Source organism: Vibrio mytili (genome assembly GCF_000830505.1).
GTDB classification, from domain to species: Bacteria; Pseudomonadota; Gammaproteobacteria; order Enterobacterales; family Vibrionaceae; genus Vibrio; species Vibrio mytili.
Genome location: NZ_JXOK01000033.1, coordinates 16,849 through 38,016, shown reverse-complemented (window position 1 = coordinate 38,016; position 21,168 = coordinate 16,849). Strand labels below are relative to the sequence as shown.

Annotated in this window: 18 protein-coding genes and 5 pseudogenes; 6 read left to right on the top strand and 17 right to left on the bottom strand. The window is 44.3% G+C overall.

Going from position 1 to position 21,168, the window contains the following annotated elements; translation table 11 throughout:
• Positions 1 to 210 precede the first annotated feature (210 nt).
• The gene (gene plsB / locus SU60_RS09320; protein ID WP_041155299.1) at positions 211 to 2,643 is read left to right on the top strand and encodes a glycerol-3-phosphate 1-O-acyltransferase PlsB; all 2,433 of its coding nucleotides are present in this window, start codon (positions 211 to 213) and stop codon (positions 2,641 to 2,643) included.
• Positions 2,644 to 2,710: 67 nt separating this feature from the next.
• Here plsB and ubiA read toward each other — a convergent pair.
• A pseudogene (gene ubiA, locus SU60_RS09315) lies at positions 2,711 to 3,564 on the bottom strand (4-hydroxybenzoate octaprenyltransferase).
• On the bottom strand, positions 3,565 to 4,104 hold the full coding sequence (locus tag SU60_RS09310; protein WP_084735735.1) for a chorismate lyase: 540 nt from the start codon (positions 4,102 to 4,104) through the stop codon (positions 3,565 to 3,567).
• 153 nt (positions 4,105 to 4,257) lie between these two features.
• Here SU60_RS09310 and SU60_RS09305 point away from each other — a divergent pair, with 153 nt between their 5' ends.
• Positions 4,258 to 4,671, top strand: coding sequence for a flagellar basal body-associated protein FliL (locus tag SU60_RS09305; protein ID WP_041155287.1), 414 nt, complete (start codon positions 4,258 to 4,260; stop codon positions 4,669 to 4,671).
• 87 nt (positions 4,672 to 4,758) lie between these two features.
• On the opposite strand, the pseudogene glpG reads toward SU60_RS09305, so the two are convergent.
• The 6 genes and pseudogenes from glpG to ftsY form a co-directional block, all read right to left on the bottom strand.
• Positions 4,759 to 5,600 (bottom strand): annotated as a pseudogene (gene glpG, locus SU60_RS09300) (rhomboid family intramembrane serine protease GlpG).
• Entirely contained in the window at positions 5,600 to 5,920 is a 321-nt protein-coding gene (gene glpE, locus SU60_RS09295) for a thiosulfate sulfurtransferase GlpE (protein WP_041155286.1), read from the bottom strand. Before glpE ends, glpG begins: the two are co-directional and overlap by 1 nt.
• Before the next feature lie 483 nt (positions 5,921 to 6,403).
• Positions 6,404 to 7,261 carry an RNA polymerase sigma factor RpoH gene (gene rpoH / locus SU60_RS09290; RefSeq protein WP_041155285.1) on the bottom strand — a complete coding sequence of 286 codons (858 nt, stop codon included), beginning with the start codon at positions 7,259 to 7,261 and terminating at the stop codon, positions 6,404 to 6,406.
• Between the two features lie 196 nt (positions 7,262 to 7,457).
• Positions 7,458 to 8,426: a permease-like cell division protein FtsX gene (ftsX, locus tag SU60_RS09285; protein ID WP_041155284.1), complete on the bottom strand. Its 969-nt coding sequence runs from the start codon at positions 8,424 to 8,426 to the stop codon at positions 7,458 to 7,460.
• Complete coding sequence (ftsE, locus tag SU60_RS09280; protein ID WP_041155283.1) at positions 8,413 to 9,090, bottom strand: cell division ATP-binding protein FtsE; 678 nt, start codon at positions 9,088 to 9,090, stop codon at positions 8,413 to 8,415. Before ftsE ends, ftsX begins: the two co-directional genes overlap by 14 nt.
• 22 nt (positions 9,091 to 9,112) lie before the next feature.
• On the bottom strand, positions 9,113 to 10,399 hold the full coding sequence (ftsY, locus tag SU60_RS09275) for a signal recognition particle-docking protein FtsY (RefSeq protein ID WP_041155282.1): 1,287 nt from the start codon (positions 10,397 to 10,399) through the stop codon (positions 9,113 to 9,115).
• 240 nt (positions 10,400 to 10,639) lie between these two features.
• Between ftsY and rsmD the strand changes: the two genes are divergently transcribed.
• Positions 10,640 to 11,239 (top strand): 16S rRNA (guanine(966)-N(2))-methyltransferase RsmD, encoded by a 600-nt coding sequence (rsmD, locus tag SU60_RS09270; protein WP_041155281.1) that lies wholly within the window; start codon positions 10,640 to 10,642, stop codon positions 11,237 to 11,239.
• Positions 11,240 to 11,258: 19 nt separating this feature from the next.
• Positions 11,259 to 11,525 (top strand): DUF1145 domain-containing protein, encoded by a 267-nt coding sequence (locus SU60_RS09265; RefSeq protein ID WP_041155280.1) that lies wholly within the window; start codon positions 11,259 to 11,261, stop codon positions 11,523 to 11,525.
• Between the two features lie 73 nt (positions 11,526 to 11,598).
• Here the strand turns inward: SU60_RS09265 and SU60_RS09260 are convergent, their stop codons facing one another.
• The 3 genes and pseudogenes from SU60_RS09260 to SU60_RS09250 all read right to left on the bottom strand — a co-directional run bounded on the left by SU60_RS09260 (position 11,599) and on the right by SU60_RS09250 (position 14,025).
• Positions 11,599 to 11,820 (bottom strand): YecH family metal-binding protein, encoded by a 222-nt coding sequence (locus tag SU60_RS09260; protein ID WP_041155279.1) that lies wholly within the window; start codon positions 11,818 to 11,820, stop codon positions 11,599 to 11,601.
• 69 nt (positions 11,821 to 11,889) lie between these two features.
• A pseudogene (locus SU60_RS09255) lies at positions 11,890 to 12,511 on the bottom strand (lysoplasmalogenase).
• A 1,145-nt stretch (positions 12,512 to 13,656) separates the two neighbouring features.
• The gene (locus tag SU60_RS09250; protein WP_041155278.1) at positions 13,657 to 14,025 is read right to left on the bottom strand and encodes a DUF4145 domain-containing protein; all 369 of its coding nucleotides are present in this window, start codon (positions 14,023 to 14,025) and stop codon (positions 13,657 to 13,659) included.
• Positions 14,026 to 14,267: 242 nt separating this feature from the next.
• Between SU60_RS09250 and SU60_RS21330 the strand changes: the two are divergent.
• A pseudogene (locus SU60_RS21330) lies at positions 14,268 to 14,595 on the top strand (DUF2500 domain-containing protein).
• Here SU60_RS21330 and SU60_RS09245 read toward each other — a convergent pair.
• The 6 genes and pseudogenes from SU60_RS09245 to rhtB all read right to left on the bottom strand — a co-directional run bounded on the left by SU60_RS09245 (position 14,592) and on the right by rhtB (position 20,042).
• The gene (locus SU60_RS09245; RefSeq protein ID WP_041155277.1) at positions 14,592 to 15,614 is read right to left on the bottom strand and encodes an acyltransferase; all 1,023 of its coding nucleotides are present in this window, start codon (positions 15,612 to 15,614) and stop codon (positions 14,592 to 14,594) included. The pseudogene SU60_RS21330 and the gene SU60_RS09245 overlap by 4 nt on opposite strands.
• A gap of 254 nt (positions 15,615 to 15,868) precedes the next feature.
• A complete protein-coding gene (gene arsJ / locus SU60_RS09240; RefSeq protein ID WP_041155276.1) occupies positions 15,869 to 17,086 on the bottom strand; it encodes an organoarsenical effux MFS transporter ArsJ in 1,218 nt (405 codons plus the stop codon).
• Between the two features lie 269 nt (positions 17,087 to 17,355).
• Complete coding sequence (locus tag SU60_RS09235; RefSeq protein ID WP_041155275.1) at positions 17,356 to 17,850, bottom strand: cyclin-dependent kinase inhibitor 3 family protein; 495 nt, start codon at positions 17,848 to 17,850, stop codon at positions 17,356 to 17,358.
• A 12-nt stretch (positions 17,851 to 17,862) separates the two neighbouring features.
• The gene (locus tag SU60_RS09230; RefSeq protein WP_041155274.1) at positions 17,863 to 18,864 is read right to left on the bottom strand and encodes an ArsJ-associated glyceraldehyde-3-phosphate dehydrogenase; all 1,002 of its coding nucleotides are present in this window, start codon (positions 18,862 to 18,864) and stop codon (positions 17,863 to 17,865) included.
• Positions 18,865 to 18,909: 45 nt separating this feature from the next.
• Complete coding sequence (locus tag SU60_RS09225; protein WP_041155273.1) at positions 18,910 to 19,245, bottom strand: metalloregulator ArsR/SmtB family transcription factor; 336 nt, start codon at positions 19,243 to 19,245, stop codon at positions 18,910 to 18,912.
• Positions 19,246 to 19,425: 180 nt separating this feature from the next.
• A pseudogene (gene rhtB / locus SU60_RS09220) lies at positions 19,426 to 20,042 on the bottom strand (homoserine/homoserine lactone efflux protein).
• Positions 20,043 to 20,107: 65 nt separating this feature from the next.
• Between rhtB and SU60_RS09215 the strand changes: the two are divergent.
• Positions 20,108 to 21,112: an alpha/beta fold hydrolase gene (locus tag SU60_RS09215; RefSeq protein WP_041155272.1), complete on the top strand. Its 1,005-nt coding sequence runs from the start codon at positions 20,108 to 20,110 to the stop codon at positions 21,110 to 21,112.
• Positions 21,113 to 21,168: the final 56 nt, after the last annotated feature.

The window sequence follows — 21,168 nt, the reverse complement described above, 5'->3', positions numbered from 1 at the left end:
CGAACACTCAATCCACAATTTAAGATTGCGCCTTATTGATGTTCAATAAAATTAAAAGGTTTGACCAGTTTCTGGTATCCTTGCCGCGCTTAAATTTTATCGCCTAGGCTTATTTCTACTGCCGTGCTTATTTTGGCTCTGAGAAGATGAGCCTTGCGGACACTGAAATAAGGTTAGGCTTGTTTGAATATCTACGAGGCTGTGAACTTTATGTCTTCTGGACAATCATTTTCACGTTCATTACTAAAACTACCGCTATCGGTATTGGTAAAGAGCACCGCAATCCCATCCAAACCGATTGATGATCTCGACATCGATCCAACGAAACCGATTGTATATGCCTTACCATTTCGTTCGAACGTGGATTTGCTGACACTGCAAAAACAAGCCATGAGCCTTGGCCTGCCGGACCCGCTCAGCCCACTGGAAATCAATGGCAAAACATTAAACCGATTCGTATTCATTGCCGCACGCCCCACCGTCGTTGGCAATGACAACCACATACCCAGTGAATCTATTTCTCTGTTTAGTGAGTTATTAGAACAGCATAACACTGACAAAGAACTTGATGTACAAATGCTGCCAGCGACCGTACTCTGGGGGCGTAAACCAGGTAAAGAAGAGCATCACAAACCCTACCTACAACCGATGAACGGTCCGAAAAAAGCCAAAGCTGTCATGCTGGCTGGTCGTGATTGTTTGGTGCGTTTTAGCCCCGTGGTGTCACTGCGCTATATGGCCGATTCTCATGGTACAGACAATGCAATCGCGCACAAACTTGCTCGTGTCGCTCGTATCCATTTTTCGCGTCAAAAACTAGCGGCATCGGGACCAAACTTGCCACAGCGACAAGTTTTATTTGCACGCCTACTAAAATCACCCGCAATTGAACTCGCCATCGCAGATACAGCAAAAAGCAAAAACATTTCCATCGATAAAGCACGTAAAGAAGCCCATGACATCATGGATGAAATCGCGGCTGATTTTTCTTACAGCCTAGTCAAAAACGGCGACCGTGTACTTGGCTGGTTGTGGAACAAGCTCTACCAAGGTTTGCACATCAATAATGCATCAACGGTACGTCGCTTGGCACAAGATGGTCACGAAATTGTTTACGTGCCTTGCCATCGCAGCCACATGGATTACTTACTGCTTTCCTACGTTTTATATAATGAAGGCATGGTGCCTCCGCATATTGCCGCAGGGATAAACCTGAACTTTTTCCCTGCAGGACCAATTTTCCGTCGCGGGGGAGCCTTCTTTATTCGCCGTAGCTTTAAAGGCAACAAACTGTACTCAACCATATTCCGTGAATACTTGGCAGAGTTGTTTGCTAAAGGTTATTCGGTTGAATATTTTAGTGAAGGGGGGCGTTCGCGCACAGGTCGTTTACTGCCCGCGAAAACTGGCATGCTCGCCATGACCATTCAAGCGATGCTGCGCGGCCTTAACCGGCCAGTAACGTTAGTGCCCGTTTACATTGGGTATGAACACGTCATGGAAGTAAGTACTTACGCTAAAGAACTGCGCGGTAAACGTAAAGAAAAAGAAAATGCAGGGCTGGTACTGCGCACGTTGCGTAAACTACGCAACTTTGGCTTGGGCTACGTGAACTTTGGTGAGCCGATTCAGCTCAATCAGTATCTTAACGAAAACGCGCCAGAATGGACCAAAGACATCAACCCGATGGGCAGCAATAAACCACAATGGATGAATCCTGTGGTTAACCAGCTTGCGGATAAGATGATGACGCACATTAACGATGCAGCAGCGGCGAACGCTCTCACTTTATGTGCAACCGCACTCCTTTCATCTCGTCAACGGGCTCTATCTCGTGACTCTTTGATTCAGCAAATCGAATGCTATTTAAAACTACTTAAGAACAACCCGTACTCAAGCACCTCTACTATTCCGAACGAAAGTGCGGAAGAGCTCGTTGAGCACGCGCTGTCACTTGACAAGTTTGTTACCGAAACCGATAGCATGGGCGATATTATTTCTTTAGACCGTAGTCAGTCGATTCTAATGACCTATTACCGCAATAATATAATCCATCTGTTTGCGATACCGTCTTTGATTGCCCAAATGATTGTACGCCAGCGAAACCTCTCGGTGGAAGACGTCCAGGAACACGTTGCATTGGCTTATCCGTTTTTACAAAAAGAGCTTTTCTTAAGCTATCAAGTTGACGACTTGAATGCGCTGGTTGTAAAAACGCTTCACGAGTTCGCAGATCAGAAAATGATTTGTCTGGAAGGCAACAGAATGGAGATCAATCAATCAAATATCCTGCCACTTGTCTTGCTGGGTAGAACCATCAGCGAAACATTACAACGCTACGCGATTACAATGAACCTTTTAGTTGCTTACCCTGAACTGGGCAAGTCCGATCTGGAACAGAAAAGCCAAGACATCGCTCAGCGCCTAGGTCGTTTACACGGTATTAATGCGCCAGAGTTCTTCGACAAAGCCGTGTTCAGTTCGATGTTCAATACGTTGAAACAGCAAGCGTACTTAGACAACGATGGTAACTGTGATGGTCAAAAAACACAGTACTTCGCTAGCTTGCTCTATTCCTTACTCTATCCAGAAGTGAAGCTGACCATCGAGGCAAGTATTTACCAGTTGCAAGAGAAAGACTGAGTCAATGACTCATACAGAAAAGGCATCCTCATATGGATGCCTTTTTATTTTTACTCTTATAACGCAGTTACCAAAATGCGATTAATAGACCGACAGCAATGATCATTCCCACATAGTTATTATTGAGGAAAGCTTTAAAACATAGGTCGCGCTCTCGATGACGAATCAAGTGTTGTTGATACACAAACAAAGATGCCGCAAGAAGAATCATCCAGTAGTAACTCTGCCCTAACTGATAAAACTGCCCCAAACCAACCAGCATCGCTAGGGTCACCAGTTGCAAAATGCCAATAATAAGCTTGTCGTGGCGACCAAATAGAATGGCCGTCGACTTAATGCCTATTTTTAAGTCATCATCGCGATCCACCATGCATACTGAGTATCGTAAGCGACTGTCCATAACGCGTTGATTAAAAATACAAACCATACAATGAGAGGCAACTCCCCGGTCTGCGCCGCCCACGCCATCGGAATAGCCCAACTAAAAGCAAGACCTAAAAACAACTGAGGAATATGGGTATAGCGCTTCATAAAAGGGTAGATAAAGGCCAGAACAATACCAGCAAATGACAGCTGTACGGTAAGCGGATTCATGGTGAGCACTAATAAAAATGAGCTCATGGCCAAAACAACAAACAGTCCTATCGCCTCTTTCGCCGTGACTTTACCAGATGGCAGAGGGCGCTGTTTGGTGCGCTTTACATGTCCGTCGACCTTGCGATCGGCAAAGTCATTGATCACACAACCCGCGCTACGCATTAAAAAAACCCCTAAAACAAACACAACTAGGACATTCCAATTCGGCATACCCTGAGCCGAAATAACCAGAGCCCAAATGGTTGGCCACATCAGTAGTAATGAGCCTATCGGGCGATCCATTCTCATTAGTTGCCAATAGGCTTTCACTTTATCAGCAGACATTTACACCGTCTCCTTCACGTAAATAGGAGCATTAGATAAAAATAACTCTGCGACTAACATCGGTTTATGATTCATCCATAATCTTGACCGCCTTGCTAACAATCGACCTTGTGGTAACACCACCCAGCCGACTTCAAGTGAGTCTCGTTCTACATTATTCGCACTGAATACCGTTAATCCCAAAGGAATGTCACCTTGCTGAGCTAAGTCATAGGGCTGATCCACCAAAGTCGTGCATGGGATCAGCGTGCGTCCGATCACCCACTCCTCACTGTCACCACGTAATATGACCTCTCTTAACAAGCAATCCTGTTCAGACAATAGCTGACTTTCATCTTGTTTAAGTGTCCTGGCAGTAACAATCTGGTTTTGTAATAGCTCTACAGTGAGCTCTTGGCAGTGCTGTTGTAAACGGCGCGACAAAGATCCTTGTTCCTCTAGCCAATGCTTGGCTGATTCGCTCGGAAATTCAAATTGTTCGGGCTTAAACCATTTAACTTCTAACAAAGAAGCGAAATAGCGTGATGTTGGCTGATTCATACTAGTATTCAATTGGAAGCTTTACACGTACAATAAAGCGACAACTTATCGTCTTGTTGAAAGCGTAAGTACCGTTATGTGTTTTAGTCGCTCTATTGTATCAAGACTGAAGCGATTCGAATATCGCGATCCAGAGAAAGAAAAGCCAGAAATATGTATAAACGTTATGTAACCCCAGTATTCTTTGCACTTACCTTGTTGGCATCAGCATCGACTTGGGCGGCAGAGGAACAACAAACGGAACCAAAGCTGGCGTACTTCACGCTTGAACCGGACTTAACGACTAACTTTTATACTAAAGGTAAAAAGCTCGGTTATGTACAAGTGCGCATCGATATCATGGTAATGAGCCAGCAAGACTTGACCATTGTTGAGCACCATCAACCCTTAATTCGAGATGCCGTGGTCGAAATGTTGGGAAAACAAACAGAAGAGACAATTAAATCACTCTCTGGTCGAGAAGAGTTACGTAAAAGCCTAGTAAAACAACTCAACGATGCTCTACTACCAGAAACTGGTAAAACCATCATTTCAGATCTGTTGTTTACTAAATACCTCTATCAGTAATGGCCACAAATCACGCCAGATACAAAACCATCTGTCTATTTACGCCCCAATTATTGGACACCGATCATCGGGGCGTTCGTTTAGTGGCTACGCTTTCTGCTGATATTTCTGTTTTCCAGAGTCAAACAGCGCAATCGCCATACCTGTAAGCAATCCAACTAAATGCGCCGTATTGGCGATCGCCATAAAAGGCTGGACAAAACCAAGTACTAACCAAACCAACATAAATACGACAATCGATTTTGGCACCGTTAGCCCTAAATGTGGCAGGCGATAACCAAGTATCCACAAGTAGCCAAGTAACGCATAAACGACACCTGACAACCCACCAAAGTTTGCCCCTTCAACGTGAAACTGCCCGGCTCCAGACAGAGCTGCAGAGACAACAAACAGCTGCAGTAACTTCTTAGCGCCAAGACGACGCTCGATGTCACCACCGAACTGCCACCACCACAATAAATTAAATATGATATGAGTTATCGAGAAATGAAGAACGGCATGACTCACCCAGCGCCATAATTGCCACTGTTGGCCTTCAAATGCAGGAAAGTGCAGTAATTCAAAAACACCGCGGCCAAAGCCAAACATCAGTAGCAAGTAAATAGCGATGCTTATCGTCATGATCAGTAACGTTACAGGACCAGCTTTAGCTTTGACCATACTCATTATACTTGGGCTAGCATAATGGAATCGACTTGTACGAGTATCGGCAACGCTCCACGAGGCAGCACTGTATTTTGAGTCCGCAGGATTTGCCAAGAAAAGCTTCAGCTCAGCTTCCGCTTCAACTTCATGCTGACTATCCGTCAACCATAGTGCAAACTGCCCCTGACCTTCTGGCATCAGTTGGATCTCTATCTGACGAGAGGCCATATAATCAATAAAGCTTGCGCCATTCGTGGATTATTTAACGTTACCAATTTCTTCATTAACTTCTCACTATCGGTAGTTCTGCTCGTTGCCAGGCTTCAAAGCCACCGTCCACACTGTACACCCGTTCAAAGCCTTGGTTAACTAAATATTGGGCCGCTCCTTGACTGCTAATGCCGTGATAGCACATCACTAGGATCGCTTGTTCAAATTCCACATCTTCCATAAAAGAGACGATAGAATCATTCGTTAGGTGAAATGCGGAATCGGCATGCGCAACGGCAAACGATTGGGGATCACGGATATCGACAAGCGTTGCCTCACCGTTTTCAAGCAGTGCTTGCGCACCTTGTACATCAATATGCTGAAACTGGTCCATTTACTTTCTCATTTTGTTGTTATGAATACACACAAATGACCTCCTCAAGCGCAGAAGCAATGACTCATTTTTTCATTCGTCGAAGTCACTTGTGCATGTTGATGTCATTGTAACCTATCCAACGCCAAACTTAGACACAAGGATTATCAGGGTTTTAAATGGCGTACGTTTTGCCATCAACTGTGGATAAAACTGTGAATTGCGGTGATAAAGTATTTTTAGGTCTTTTGATCCACAACATGTAGTAATGATCCTGATCTAGTTGTGTGTATATTTATAACTATCCCCATAGAAGAATCTGCCTAAAAGCCTTATTAAGACACGCTTTCGAACAGCTGATAAATAATTAACACACAGACTTATACACAGGTAGCATATAAAATTCAGATCGCAATTCTATTTAGGTTTCGATCCAAATAAAAAAGCCGAGATCACATGATCTCGGCTTTCTATGAAAAACTTTCTTAAAATAAGAGCGAAGCGTTAAAACTCACCAACCGCAAGTTTAAGCTTCTTCATCGCGTTCTTCTCTAGCTGACGAATACGCTCTGCAGACACACCAAACTCATCCGCCAAATCTTGTAACGTTGCTTTCTCATCATCCAACCAGCGAGAGCGAACGATACGTTGACTACGGTCATCTAAACTTGCTAGTGCGAGACCCAAACGGTTGTTGGTATGTGTCTCCCAGTTTGCTGCTTCAACATTTTCAGCCACGTCAGACGACTTGTCTTCCAAATACAGCATTGGTGCCGTGTAATTGTTTGCGTTGTCGTCGTCATCGGTTGGCATATCGAATGTCGAGTCGATAGCCGCAAGGCGTGATTCCATCTCACGAACCTCCGAAGGTTCAACGCCAAGCTCACGAGCAACCGTCTCTACTTCCCCGTTATTGAACCAACCCAAACGTTTTTTAGACTTACGTAGGTTAAAGAACAATTTACGTTGTGCTTTGGTCGTTGCAATTTTCACAATACGCCAGTTACGCAATACGTATTCGTGAATCTCTGCTTTGATCCAGTGAACCGCGAAAGACACCAAACGCACCCCGACTTCAGGATTAAAACGCTTAACAGCTTTCATCAGACCTATATTGCCCTCTTGTACAAGATCTGCCATTGGCAGTCCGTAACCTGAGTAGCCACGTGCAACATGAACAACGAACCTTAGGTGCGACAAGATCAACCCTTTTGCTGCCTCAATTTCACCTTTGTAGTGTAATCGTTCAGCCAAATCACGCTCTTCGTCTACAGTCAGCATTGGGTAGCTGTTAACAGAACGAATATAGCTATCAAGACTATCTTGCGTGACGAGAGCCATCGGATACGCTTCTTTTGTCATTCAATTCCTCATCAATCTCTGATCTGGAGTATTACATTGCAATTTAGCTTCGGTATCTTGAACCTAAAATGAACAAGTTTCAAGAAGGGCTAATAATTATCCATAAACAATGCGTCTATACAAGGGGTAAGCATTAGCTTATACGAATAAAGTCCTATGCTATGGGCTATAGGCCCTAAAGTAAGACCACAATCACTTAAACTGGTTCAATTTCTTTTAAATGGCGCTGTGCAGAAATACGTGCCGCGATACAGCCCAATAAACTACCCGTTATGATCAGTAGCAGAGATTCGTCCCAGTTCAACCCAATTAGGCGAAACTGACTGTCATAAAGTGCCGCCAAATCTTCTACAGCACTGTTCATAACAATGGTAACGAGTGCTGTTAATAACCAAGCTATCGTCGCACCAAGAACACCGAACCACATGCCAGTATATAAGTATGGACGTAATATGAAGCCATCGGTTGCACCAATCAACTTCATGGTTTGAATTTCTTCTTTATTGGCTAATACGTTAAAACGCAGCGTATTGCCCACAATTAAAAATACTGCACCTAGCATCAGCACAGTGAGTGTAATCACAATAATACCAGCCAGCGTCTTAATCGCATCAAGACGAGCTAACCAGTCTTCATCCAACCTGACATCCGTGACGTCTTGCTGGCGTCGCAGGTCTGCAGCCAAACTTTGCACATCACTTTTTAATTCAGTATCCGGAATAACCACCAATACTCCAGGCAATGCGTAACCAGTCAACAGACTCAGCGCCTGATCGAAGCCTGCATATTGGCTTAAATCAGAAATTCCTTGTTGCGGTGAAATATATTCGACGTCTTTGACTAGTGGCCAAGTCTCAATTTCATCTTTAAGCACCATAACACGTGCATCTGGCATACCTTCGACTAAATACGCGCTCACTTGTGACGGTGAGGCGACATCTTCGGCTGCATTTGCGACATTTTTCCCTAACAAGTACAAGCAAGCAGGCATGGCAAGCGCCATAGAGACAACAGCTAAAGTCAGAATGTTGCCCAGAGGGCGATGCCACAGTGCGGAAAAGGAGCCTTTCGCTTGTTTCCAATGGATCGAAAAAAAACCATCGGTATTTGCACGCTTGGCACTACGGCCTTTCCCTTTTTTTGGGGAGGGTTTATGCCCTGCCATAGTCTTCTACCTCACTAAGAAAGCCTTGATTCAATTCAAAATGACGATACTGTGGGCGAGTGTTGACTAACCCGAGATCATGCGTCGCAAGGAGAATACTTACTCCAGCTCGATTAAACTCTTCAAACAATCGCAATACTCGACTCGATAAATCTGGATCCAGATTACCAGTCGGCTCATCTGCGACTAATAACGTAGGTCGGTTCACGACTGCCCGAGCGATTCCAACTCGCTGTTGCTCACCACCTGACAACTGACTTGGCAAACAACGCGCTTTATCAAGCAAACCAGTTTTATCCAGTGCAGCAGACACTCGACGTTTAATTTCATTTTCAGAAATCGATTCGATACGCATCGGCAACGCAACATTGTCGTATACACTGCGGTCCATTAGCAGGCGGTGATCTTGAAACACAATGCCAATATTGCGACGCAAAAATGGAATATCTTTATTTGGGATCCGCGTGATGTCATGACCATTGAAATGGATTTTTCCATCTGTTGGGCGCTCTATCGCACAGATCAACTTCAACAAGGTACTTTTACCAGCCCCGGAATGTCCGCCTAAAAATGCCATTTCTCCGCGCCTGAGATGAAAGTCGACTTTTTGCAGAGCTTGTCGACCACCTCGGTAAGCTTTACTGACTTGCTGAAATTTGATCACCCTAGATTTCCTCTAATTTAAATTACTCTTCACGACTAAATAGAGCGTCAATGAACTCTTGAGTTTCAAATGGACGCAAGTCTTCAATGCCTTCACCCACACCAATGTAACGAATTGGGATACCAAATTGGTCAGCAATCGCGAATATCACACCGCCTTTTGCCGTGCCGTCTAGCTTGGTCAATGTTATTCCCGTAATCGGCGCAACGTCACTGAAAAGTTTCGCTTGGCTAATGGCATTTTGTCCAGTTCCTGCGTCCAGAGTTAACATGATCTCGTGCGGAGCAGAGTCATCTATTTTTCTCATCACGCGGACGATCTTACGCAACTCTTCCATTAGGTTGGCTTTATTTTGTAAACGACCAGCAGTATCTGCGATAACGACATCGACACCGCGCGCTTTTGCCGCTTCAATCGCATCATAAATGACCGAAGCGCTGTCTGCGCCAGTGTGTTGTGCAATCACTGGGACATTATTGCGATCACCCCAGACCTGCAATTGCTCAACTGCAGCTGCGCGGAATGTATCACCCGCTGCCAGCATGACTTTCTTACCTTGGTTTTGGAACTGTTTTGCCAACTTACCAATGGTGGTGGTTTTGCCAACGCCATTCACCCCGACCATTAAAATGACATAGGGTGTTTTGCTGGTATCGATTTCCAATGGCTGCTCAACCTGAACGAGAATTTCAGCCATCTCTTCTTTTAACAGTCCATACAATGCTTCACCGTCTTTTAGATCGCCGCGAGAAGCCTTCTCAGTTAAGTTGGTGATGATTTTGGTCGTGGTCTCCATACCAACATCGGCAATCAGTAATTGCTCTTCGAGCTCTTCAAACAGGTCATCATCAATTTTTTTACCGCTGAATAGGCCGAAGAAGCCCGCGCCAATATTGGCTTTAGTACGACTTAAACTGCGCTTAAGACGCGCAAAGAAGCTTTCGGTTGGCTTTTCTTGTTCTTGAACACGAGGGGCAACAGGCTGTTCCAATTCTTCTGCTTCTGCTTCTGCTTCTGCTTCTGCTTCTGCTTCTGCTTCTGCTTCTGCTTCTGCTTCTGCTTCTGCTTCTGCTTCTGCTTCTGCTTCTGCTTCTGCTTCTGCTTCTGCTAGGACAGCCTCGACTTTTTCAGGCTCTTGCTCAAGAGCCTTATGCTCTTTTTGTTCAACAGCGTCTTCGCTTGGCGGCAGCTCTTCCGTATCGGCTTGCTTCGCTTGTTGTGCTGTTTCCTCATCGGTTGGTCTTGGGCTTTGCTCTTCGTCACCAAAACCTAGCCACGAAAGTAATCCGCGCTTCTTTTTATCCGTCATCTGGGGCTATCCTAGATTGTCTTTATATCTATTAATGACTCTTTTTTAACAGGATTATTATCTGTCTAAAAAAGGTGAATGACAAAGTTGTGAAAACTTTCCAATTAGATGATTCTAACCTCAATAGTGTTACACTCTGTCATCTTGAATTTATGGGTTGTATCCAAATGCCAAGCTCATTGATCACTCAATGCTTGGACAACTGGATATAGTATCACTTTATTAGCGGTCAAAAAATCTATGGTAAGACGTCGCCAGCAAAACTCATCACAAAAAAAGCCGACATTGGGCTTTGTTCGCATTATTAGTGGCTTATGGAGAGGTCGAAAACTCCCTGTCCATGACGCAGAGGGCTTACGTCCTACCACAGATCGCGTTAAAGAAACCCTATTTAACTGGCTTGCGCAAGAGATACCGCAAGCAAAATGCCTAGATTTATTTGCTGGCTCAGGCGGATTGGGCTTTGAATCCGCTTCCCGTCAAGCAGAGCGGGTCACCATGGTGGAGCTTAACCCTCAAGCGTTTCAGCAATTACAGAAAAACGTCACGTCGTTAAACGCGACCAATATCGACGTCGTCAATACAGATGCACTGAGTTATTTGAAACAGCCCGGCACGCCTCATCACGTCGTTTTTATTGACCCTCCATTTCGCAAAGGGTTATTGGACGAAACCGTGACCTTGCTGGAACAAAACGGCTGGCTTGCTGACGATGCGATGATTTATATTGAGACGGAGAAAGAACTCAACATTGCGCAGCTTCCGGAGCATTGGCAGTTGTACCGTGAAAAAACAGCGGGCCAGGTCACTTACCGTCTCTACGAACGCGCCTCAGCCTAATATGTAAAAGGATACTCAAATGAAAACTCTCCTCATCCTTGCCAAAGCGGCCATCGCCTTTGTTTGGTTCATCTTAATCCTCAACATATTTATGCCGTTTCCCGGCAATGCGGCCATTGCGCTCTATATCATGGCGGCTTTCCTGTTCATCATGCATGGCTTGCAGATGGCGATTTTTATTGGCGCATTTGGTGACAAAATTAAGATGAGCAGTTGGGAAAAATACTCCATTCTAATTTTCGGTATCTTTGCTCTACTCGATATTCGACGTAAGCACATGATGTAAAAAACAGCCGCTCAAACGAGCGGCTGTTTTGGTTTCATGTCATCGAACATACTGACTGTTATTTTGCTTCAAATCAGTGGTTACAAACACGTTCCATGTTCGCGACAAACTTACCATTTTGTTCACGAATTTTGTCGCGTTTAAGTAGAAATATGATTAGAGACTCTAAATCCAGGTCATTCAGTTTACAGGTGTGGAAACGCACATTATCACCAAAATGCGCAGTCAGCTCTGCGCGATCCATTGGGGTTTCATTAACTAGGTTCAATAGGTTATGGGCATGAACGGAACTCATCATCAACTCCAATCTTCAATTTGAATTCGATAAGTATACGTATTCACCTCAAGGTTACTTTGATTTGAGCTAGTAAATGATAGAAGCGACAATCAAAGCATGCGCTAAAAGATAACTTCCATTGGCCCAAGAATGAGAAAATCTTTTAGGCTTACGATAACTTAACACCGCATACGATAACGCTGAATAGATCATGACAAGTGTGCCTAAAAACCCTATCGCTTTACTATAACTAGCCGTTTGCAACCAGACCTCACCAGCCGCACCCGCCATCTGCACCAGCATAATGCCCATGATCACTACCGGAAAGACCAAATTATCGAGCAGCGGCAACAACAAAAAAAAACGCAACAATACTGGCTGCAAGTAGTAGCGCTAACAGCCACCACACTATTTCGATGTTTAACTGCACCCAAAATGCGGTGCTGTAACAAGCCTGAGCGATAAGATACCCGCTAAAATAAATCATACTATGCACTTTAAGCGATGATAATGTGTCTGCGAGAATCGATACCAGTAAGCCACCTGTAATCCAATAGGTGTAGGCAGATAACGTGTCTTGCGTTGCAACAAGAATCAGAAGAAGTAACAGGGTAAAGATTTTGAACACGAGAAATTGCGTCCGATTATCTTGCTTCGATCCCAATACCGAATACATACCTGAAAGCCCAATTGCCAGCCAACTCCACATGCCGCACGTACCTTTTGCTTAAACTCGCCGCTAGTCTAGGTAGACCAGCATCTATGTAAAGATACAATCTACGAAAGTTGGATCTCGCTAGCGATTCCCATCATTTTGTGTTGTCCGCATTCTGTAAATACGGTCAATCATCCGTATTGACGTTCTGATTAGGCAGAAAGGTTTTGAACCTACAGCAGTGGCAATCAGCGCCCATTAGATGAGTTAAGTGGTAGGAATCAAAGCATAGCACTAACCGAATTACCATAGAGCTAGAGGCTCCCTGAGTATTTCAGCACCGACAAACCATGTTTTTGCTACTAAGCCCAACCTATCTAGGTGATTTCAGTATAACTCTATCATCTTAAGCAAATTTGGCCACATACCAATCAGCATGGATAAATAACCAACATAAAAATCAAAAATGAAGATATACAGCGCTATAATTGAGATAACTTTGAATAAACAACAGTGAAAAATGGAAAATAGTGCGTAATTCTATGTAAATTTACTATACAAAATACACAAACAAAAACCCAACCAATTGAATTAAAACAAATTATATTCATTTACCTCAACAAAAACTGCTTTCACTGCCCACAATACCAGTAATTCATCTTGCTCTTAATACTGCTTCTCTAATCCAACCTCTTTTGTTGGTTTTTTATCCCCCAGCAGGATACCGAGCAACACAGACTGCAACTTTTACAAACTTTTGACGAACCCACGCAAAACTTGCCACTAAGCATAGAGTTGAAACAATAAACAATAATTAAACATTAAGTAAGATGTTTCTTACATATTAAATTCAACAACTTAAAACAAAATAGAACAATTTCAACACTAAACGAATAATTAAAGAGCAACCCAAAAAACACTGTTTAATTAGTTAAAAACTGGTAAAAATGCTTTCTTTAAGTGTTGGTTTTGAAAAGTTTAAAAGTGATAGCTTGATCAACCCCCAAAAGTAGTGCTATATTAATTACATCAAGTTCATCAGATTTAGGAGTAGTGTTATGATTTCGTCTTCTCAAAAACAAGGGCTGGTAATGATTGCAGTGGTTGTGGGTTTAATGACACTGCCAATGATGTACTAAGCACATGATTAAAAATAAAAAAAGGACGCAAAAGCGTCCTTTTTTTATTTTCGATAAACCCTACTTTAGGTGTTGGGATAGCGTTTCCCAGTGTACGTAATAAACACCTAGTGCAGCGAGCGTTATCAGCATGACTAAAAAAACTGCCGCGCGCCAAATAAAACGAGAGCTTCTTGGTGTTAGCTCTTTTTCGCAGTCATCACAGGCTGCCATGAAACCTTTGCGATCATCCAACTTATAATTTTCTTCATGAACCACTTTATTGCGTACTGTGGCGATATAGCGCAGTTTCGATTTAACATCATGCGGTAAACGCTCTTCACAACTCGAAATCAGTTGGTGCAACCCTTTCCCTTCTGCGTGGTATTGAGTACGCAGCAGTTTTTCGATTGTTCGGGTACGCATAACTACTTTTTCAATATCTGACATCGTATCGGCCGTCCCTTTAGCATTTATTTTATTCTTCTATAAACTTAGAGCGTTTTCGAGTACTTAACTCCAACTTTACGCTCAAACTGTGTGCTATTTCCAAGTTATGTGAGCATGCAAACTGTGAACCACACCGAATAAAATCCAACGACCTTTGAGTAAATCATGAAACATCTAGATCGGTGCATGGTTTCATCAGGAACTTCTGTAAAATAAGGCGTAACAACATACTGGAGGTTTCCATGCCCATTACACTGATTTTGGCACTATTCGCCTCATCGCGCTAGGTGCTTGGGTATTCTTTCGTTTTTACAGCAAACATTACGTTGGTGAAGAGGCTCCCGAGCAAACAGCACAAGTCACCATCTTAGACAAGCAAGTCATTGAGATTCCAGACCCTGAGCCAGGACAAGACGATCAAGAATTCTGGATCTACGTTCAACGCGGTTCGATGGGCCTAAACGAGAATTCCAAGTTGGCGTTCATTATTATCATGCTCTTAACCCTGGCGATAAAGGAACACTCACCTACCAGGGAGAGAAGTTTCTTCATTTCGCCTTAAAACGCTAAACTCCATCAAGCAATAGCCAACGCGTCTTGGCCGAACGAGAGAATAGGTAGCTTGTCATCAACGCTCCAGCACCACTAATCAGTATCCACAGTGGAATGACCCATACAGGATGCCCGGTATACCAACCAAACTCTTTCATTGGCCACAAGAAAATTGGATGCAGCAGATAGATGCCCAAACTGTGTTGACTAATAAAACTCACCACTTTTTGCACATTGGGCGTTAATCCTTCACCAAAGTAACGACCCAGCATAAACACCATTGAAGCAGCTAAAATAACGTTGAGTGTCTTATACGACAGCCAGTGTCCAACCTTGTATTTTCCGGCTTCTAAACTATTCGATACCAGCATGGTAAATGTGACAACAAGAGCAATCACTCCGAGTACCGTAAATAAGGTCACGACAGGTCGATTCAGTGGTACTTTCTGAAACAACACATATCCTAACGGCAGATACCCCATATAGAGCCACATCTGATTGCTCCATGGTCCATCAATTTTGAATAAGAATAAGGTGCTGGTAAAAAGCCAAACCGCTAGGTAGGCATATAAAACGTTGTCGTCGACATTTCTAACCAACCACTGGAATAATGGAATGACCAGGTAAAGTGGAATGAAATAATAGAAGAAACCAAGATGATAATAGGTGGCGTGGTGCAGGCTGCTAGACAGGACGTCTTTTACACTACCAGAGTCGAATCCTTGCGCCGTCCAACCAGATAAATACGCATAGAACAACGACCATATAAGAAACGGGATCAGAACCTTACCTAAACGACGTCTCAAGTAATATTTACCATCAAATGGACGCTTATCACTGAGCATCAAAGCTCCGGTAATTAAGATAAACACGGGCACTGCCCAGCGAGTCACACTATTTATTCCCACCGCTGTTAGCCACTGATCAAGCGGAATGACGCCCAGCTCATTTCGGTAAGGTGCCAACACATGTATGGCGATGACAGCTACCGCGGCTACACAGCGCAATAGGTCAAAAAACAGAACCCGCTCTCTCATACTTCTTTCCATTTGTGTCATTTGTTGTCTATAGCATAGTGGAATTTGCACTCTGCGAAAGACTTAACAAACTGTTTTTGCTTATTTTTAACGCAACCAAGACACAATGCTTTCAGTGCACACCTGGCTTTACAAGCACGATTTTTAAACACGACCTATCAATTATGAGCAATACTGCGTGACGTTTCGCCAAACAGAACAGAGCGGAGAAATAAAAAGAGCCCGCGACCAAGGAGCTCTTATCAATCAATTTTTTAAGCGGTTGCAACCTTAGCTTTGGGTAACTTAATAGAAATAAGCGTCGTTAGGGCAAGAAACGCAAAGGAAACCCACAAACAAGCGGCAAGCCCAGCTTGCTGATATACCCACCCAGATAAAACCGTTCCGATCAATCGACCCATCGCATTCGCCATATAGTAGAAGCCGACATCCAGTGATACACCATCCCCTTTAGCATAACTGACAATTAGGTAGGAGTGCAGCGACGAGTTAATCGCGAAAACAGCACCAAAAATCATCAACCCCACGACGATTACCAACTCTGGCTGCCAACCCACTTGCACTCCGTAGGCAATAGCGCCAGTGATAATGGCAAGGATCGCTGCCCACATCAGTGCGGCGCTACCATCGGGAACTCGCCCTTGCGCCTTCCCAGTAATACGCGGGGCAAAACCTTGCACAAAACCATAGGCGATCACCCATGCCGCTAAGAAGCCACCGACCCACAAATGGTCCCACCCAAACACGCTGCCTAGGTAAACAGGAAGCGCAACGACAAACCAAACATCACGAGCCCCAAACAAGAACATGCGTGCTGCAGATAAGATGTTCACCGATTCAGATTTAGAGAAAATTTGGCGAAATTTGGGTTTGCTTTTCGCTTTGCCCATATCGGCTTCTAACCAAATCATGCTACAGATAAAGACCACCGTCAGAACCGCAGCCATAATAAACATCGAGTTTTGGAAGCCCACCCAAGACAACAATAAACCACCAACAAAGAATCCTGCCCCTTTCAACGCATTCTTTGAACCCGTTAATATCGCGACCCATTTATACAGTGCTCCTTGTTGTTCATCCGGCACTAAGGTTTTGATGGCACTTTTCGCACTCATCTTGTTCAGATCTTTGGCAATCCCGGATAACGCCTGTGCCGCCATGACCCAAGGAATCGTTAACCATACACTCGGCACCGCAAGCATCAACAAAGCAAAAACTTGCATGGCTAATCCAATATTCATGGTTTTATTCAGGCCTAATCTCGCTCCTAACCAACCGCCAATCAAGTTGGTCACCACCCCAAAAAATTCATAGAAAAGGAATAGAGAGGCAATGGCTAATGTCGAATAGCCTAAGTCGTGGAAGTAAAGCACCACCAGCATACGTAGTGCACCATCGGTTACGGTAAAGTTCCAATAATTGAACGTTACCAACATGTACTGACGAATGCTTTTACTTAATTGTGAAATCATGATGACCTCAAATGTACAGCAATAAGAGCATTTAGATCATGATGTTCCAAATGCTGTATAACCTGAACACCAATATTGTTACGCAACCATTTTCCGTAACAATATTGGTGAAAAACCATCTGCGTAGTCCACTTAAAAGAAAAGTAAAAAGCACATAATATCAAATGGATAGATAAACCAATAAATGTGTATTCATCTTCAACAAGTGAAACTCACTGCAAGACTATGGCGCTTTTGGATCATAGCGTTCCAAAAGCGCCATTCGCTGTTCAAGTGCGATTTGCCACGTGCTCGATATAGTCGATTTGTACCGGTTTAGTGAACGCGCCCGGGCGCAGAGCCTGAACTTCACGGACGATATCAGCGAGTTCCCACCCTTTCTCGAGCAGCAAGTGCGCAGCAAAAAGACCGGTTCTACCTGACCCGCCCATGCAGTGCATCGCAACCTTGCCGCCTTGATCAACAACCGCGTGCAATTCAGGGCTCGCTTGCTGCCACTTAGCCGCAAACACGTCGTTAGGCGCGCAATCGTCTTCAATCTCAATCTGGAACCATTTCATGCCGAGTTGTTGAGTAACTTCACCCAACTCAGAAACGTGTTTCGACGCCAGCTCAGTATCGTCCAAAGCCGTCACAACAGCCTGAACTCCTTGCGCTTTCAACTGTTCAAGTGATGCTTGTAGTGCAACACCTTTCGTACCCGGACAAGGCGTTAAAACTAATGCACCCGAGTCCAAGTCTAATTGCCATGTAGGATGTGACATTTGCATACCTCTTTACGCTAAACCAACGTTACGTACCAGCTCGGCAGTACGTGTCGCATAACCCATTTCGTTGTCATACCACGCATAAATTTTCACCATGCGCGATCCAACCACCATCGTAGATTGGGCATCAACAATGGTTGAGCGCTGGTCACCTTTATAGTCAATCGAAACCAATGGACGAACTTCAAAACCAAGAATGCCTTTCAGTTCACCTTCGGACGCTTCTTTAAGCAACGCATTCACTTCTTCTGCTGTGGTGTCACGCTTAACGTCGAAGATGATGTCGGTCAGTGAAGCATTCGCCAAAGGGACGCGCACGGCATGGCCATTAATTTTGCCTTTCAGATCCGGGAAGATTTCCACTATCGCGGTTGCACTGCCGGTTGTTGTAGGAATCAAGCTCATGCCACAAGCCCGAGCACGACGCAGATCTTTGTGTGGCGCATCCAGAATCGTTTGTGTATTGGTCAAATCATGAATCGTCGTGAACGATGATTGCTCGATGCCTAATTTCTCATGAATCACTTTCACCACTGGCGCGATGCAGTTGGTCGTACAAGATGCTGCAGTAACAATACGGTGCTTTTCTGGATCGAAAATGTGGTCATTTACACCAACGACAATGTTTGCGATGCCTTCTTCTTTTACGGGGGCGCTTACCACCACACGTTTAACACCTTGGTCAAGATACTGATCTAAGTACGAGGTTTTACGATGCACACCGGTTGCTTCAATCACCACATCACAACCAGACCAGTTCACCGCGTCGATATCACGTTGTTGAGTGGTCACGATGCGTTTACCATCGATGATTAATTCATTGTCTTCTACTTGCACTTCGTGGTGCCAACGTCCTTGAACTGAATCAAATTCAAGTAAATGACCTAGCGTCGCGGCATCGCCAGCAACATCATTAATTTGGACAAATTCCAATTCTGGCCAGTCAAACGCCGCACGTAATGCCAAGCGACCAATACGACCAAAACCGTTAATCCCTACTTTAATTGTCATAAGTTCCTACCTTTAAAATCTTTAATCGTGAATTTTTATTCGTGACTAGCAGCAAGCCACACGATTCTTATCATGCAGACGCGAAATATCTTCTTGGTATTCTTGCTTCAAACAGTTCGACGCGACTAAGTTGTCAATCAACTTGCGCATCCATCCGGGTAACTGCTGTGACAGTTCGTAATACACCCACTGTCCTTTACGCTTATCAACCAAGATGCCATTGGATCGTAACTGAGCAAGATGACGAGAAATTTTCGGTTGGCTTTCTTGCAGCGCAAAGACCAAATCGCCGACGCAGATCTCGCCTTCACGCGCCACCAGCAATAAGCAGCGCACCCGGGTCTCATCGGATAAAAGTTTGAAAAACTGATGTGGAAGCATAATAAACATACCTATATATGGATATGCGCATATATTTATTTAAAAGAAGGAGGTCGTCAAGGTCACGGCGTACGACGTCACAAAAGTTTCATACAGGAGAGAGTGATAAGCGGAGAGATGAGTCTAGCCCGCTTAACGTCAACAACCTTAAGCGAGCTAATGAAGCTTTAAGAGTGAATATTACGCTTTTGCGGCAGCCAACAGAGCACCACAACCGACGAACATCGAACCAAAGATTTTATTTATTTTAGACATAATGAGATCAGAGCGAATAAAACGCCCCATCTTTGATGCCAGCGAGGTATAGCCAAGCATCACACAAGAATCAATCACAACCGTCGTCACGCCTAACACCAATAATTGTATCAGTTGATCTTTGGCTGGATCGATAAACTGAGGAAACAACGCAACGAGGAACACAATCGATTTGGGGTTGGTAAGATTAATAAACACAGCTTTATACAATAGCGAGCTCGCCGACATGTCCTGATGGTTCTCGCGGTTGCCAAACCTGATGTGTCACGCCATTTCTGAACACCAAGCCATACTAAGTAAGCGACACCCACCCACTTAATCACACTAAATGCCGTCGCTGATTGCGCAACCAATGCACCAATGCCAGCCCCAACCAGCGCGATGTGTATGGCTAGTCCTATTTGCAAACCAGCAATGGCACTGAGTGACTTTCGGGTCCCGTAGTTCAAGCCATTACTGATCGAGTTGACGGTACCAGACCCAGGAGCCAAACTAAAAACGATCGCTGTAACTACATAGGCCAGCCAAACATGCGTATCCATTGCATTTCCTCACTATTTCTTCGATGATACACCGCGTCTGCAACGTATCTTTAGGTAATCGACTAATGGCTTCTCACCATTCACCTTTGACTTATACCCAAGAGACTTTATTTGGGCAAGCGATAGATGGTCCTATCGCAGCACTTTGGCAAAGTCGCCAAGAAGGTTTTGTGAAAGGAGTAGAAAAAAAGAAAATCTACTGGTGCAAACTGACTAATCCGAACCACAAAAAAGCGGTGCTGGTCGTCAATGGTCGTATAGAGTCATCTTGGAAATACCAAGAGTTGTTTTATGACCTGTACCGACAAGGATTCGATGTCTATTCTTTTGATCACCGGGGTCAAGGATTGTCTGAGCGCCTTTTGAGCGACTCTGACATGGGTCATGTCTATGACTTTACCGATTACGTTGACGATATGGATGAGGTACTTAAGGCGCATGATCTCAGCCATTATAAACATAACTTTATTATTGCTCACTCCATGGGGGGAGCAATCGCCACGCGATATTTGCAAACACGCCCGAACCACCCTTTCACAGGGTTGATATTAAGCGCACCTATGTTTGGCATCAACTTACCTTGGTATCTTTCGCCTATCGCGATACCAGTGACGCAAATCATGTCCGCAATCTCGACACTGCCACGTTACGCGCCGGGACATCAACCATACTTCCCCAAGCCATTTGAAGATAACCCGCTCAGCCAAAGCCATGATCGATACCAATGGTTTCGTAACCTCTATACCGAGAAACCAGAACTGCAAGTCGGTGGACCCAGTACTCGATGGGTATGGCAAGGATTGATGGCTGCAAAACAGTGCTTTTTATTGACTCGCCAAATCAAGGTGCCCGTATTGCTCATCCAAGCGCAAAATGATCGCATTGTCAGTAACCTTGCCCAAAAACGCTTTATCGATAAACTACGTAAAACCAACCCGGCAACCGAACTGCTGACGATTGAAGGGGCTCAGCATGAGATCTTGTTCGAATCGGACCAATATCGTAATCAAGCGTTGGATGCAATATTCCGTTTTATGAATGAACACCAGGAACAAAACACGCACAAGTGAGATTAAAGGGGGAAATATCTACCTGACGATTTACCCTCTTTTTCCTGTTTATTTTG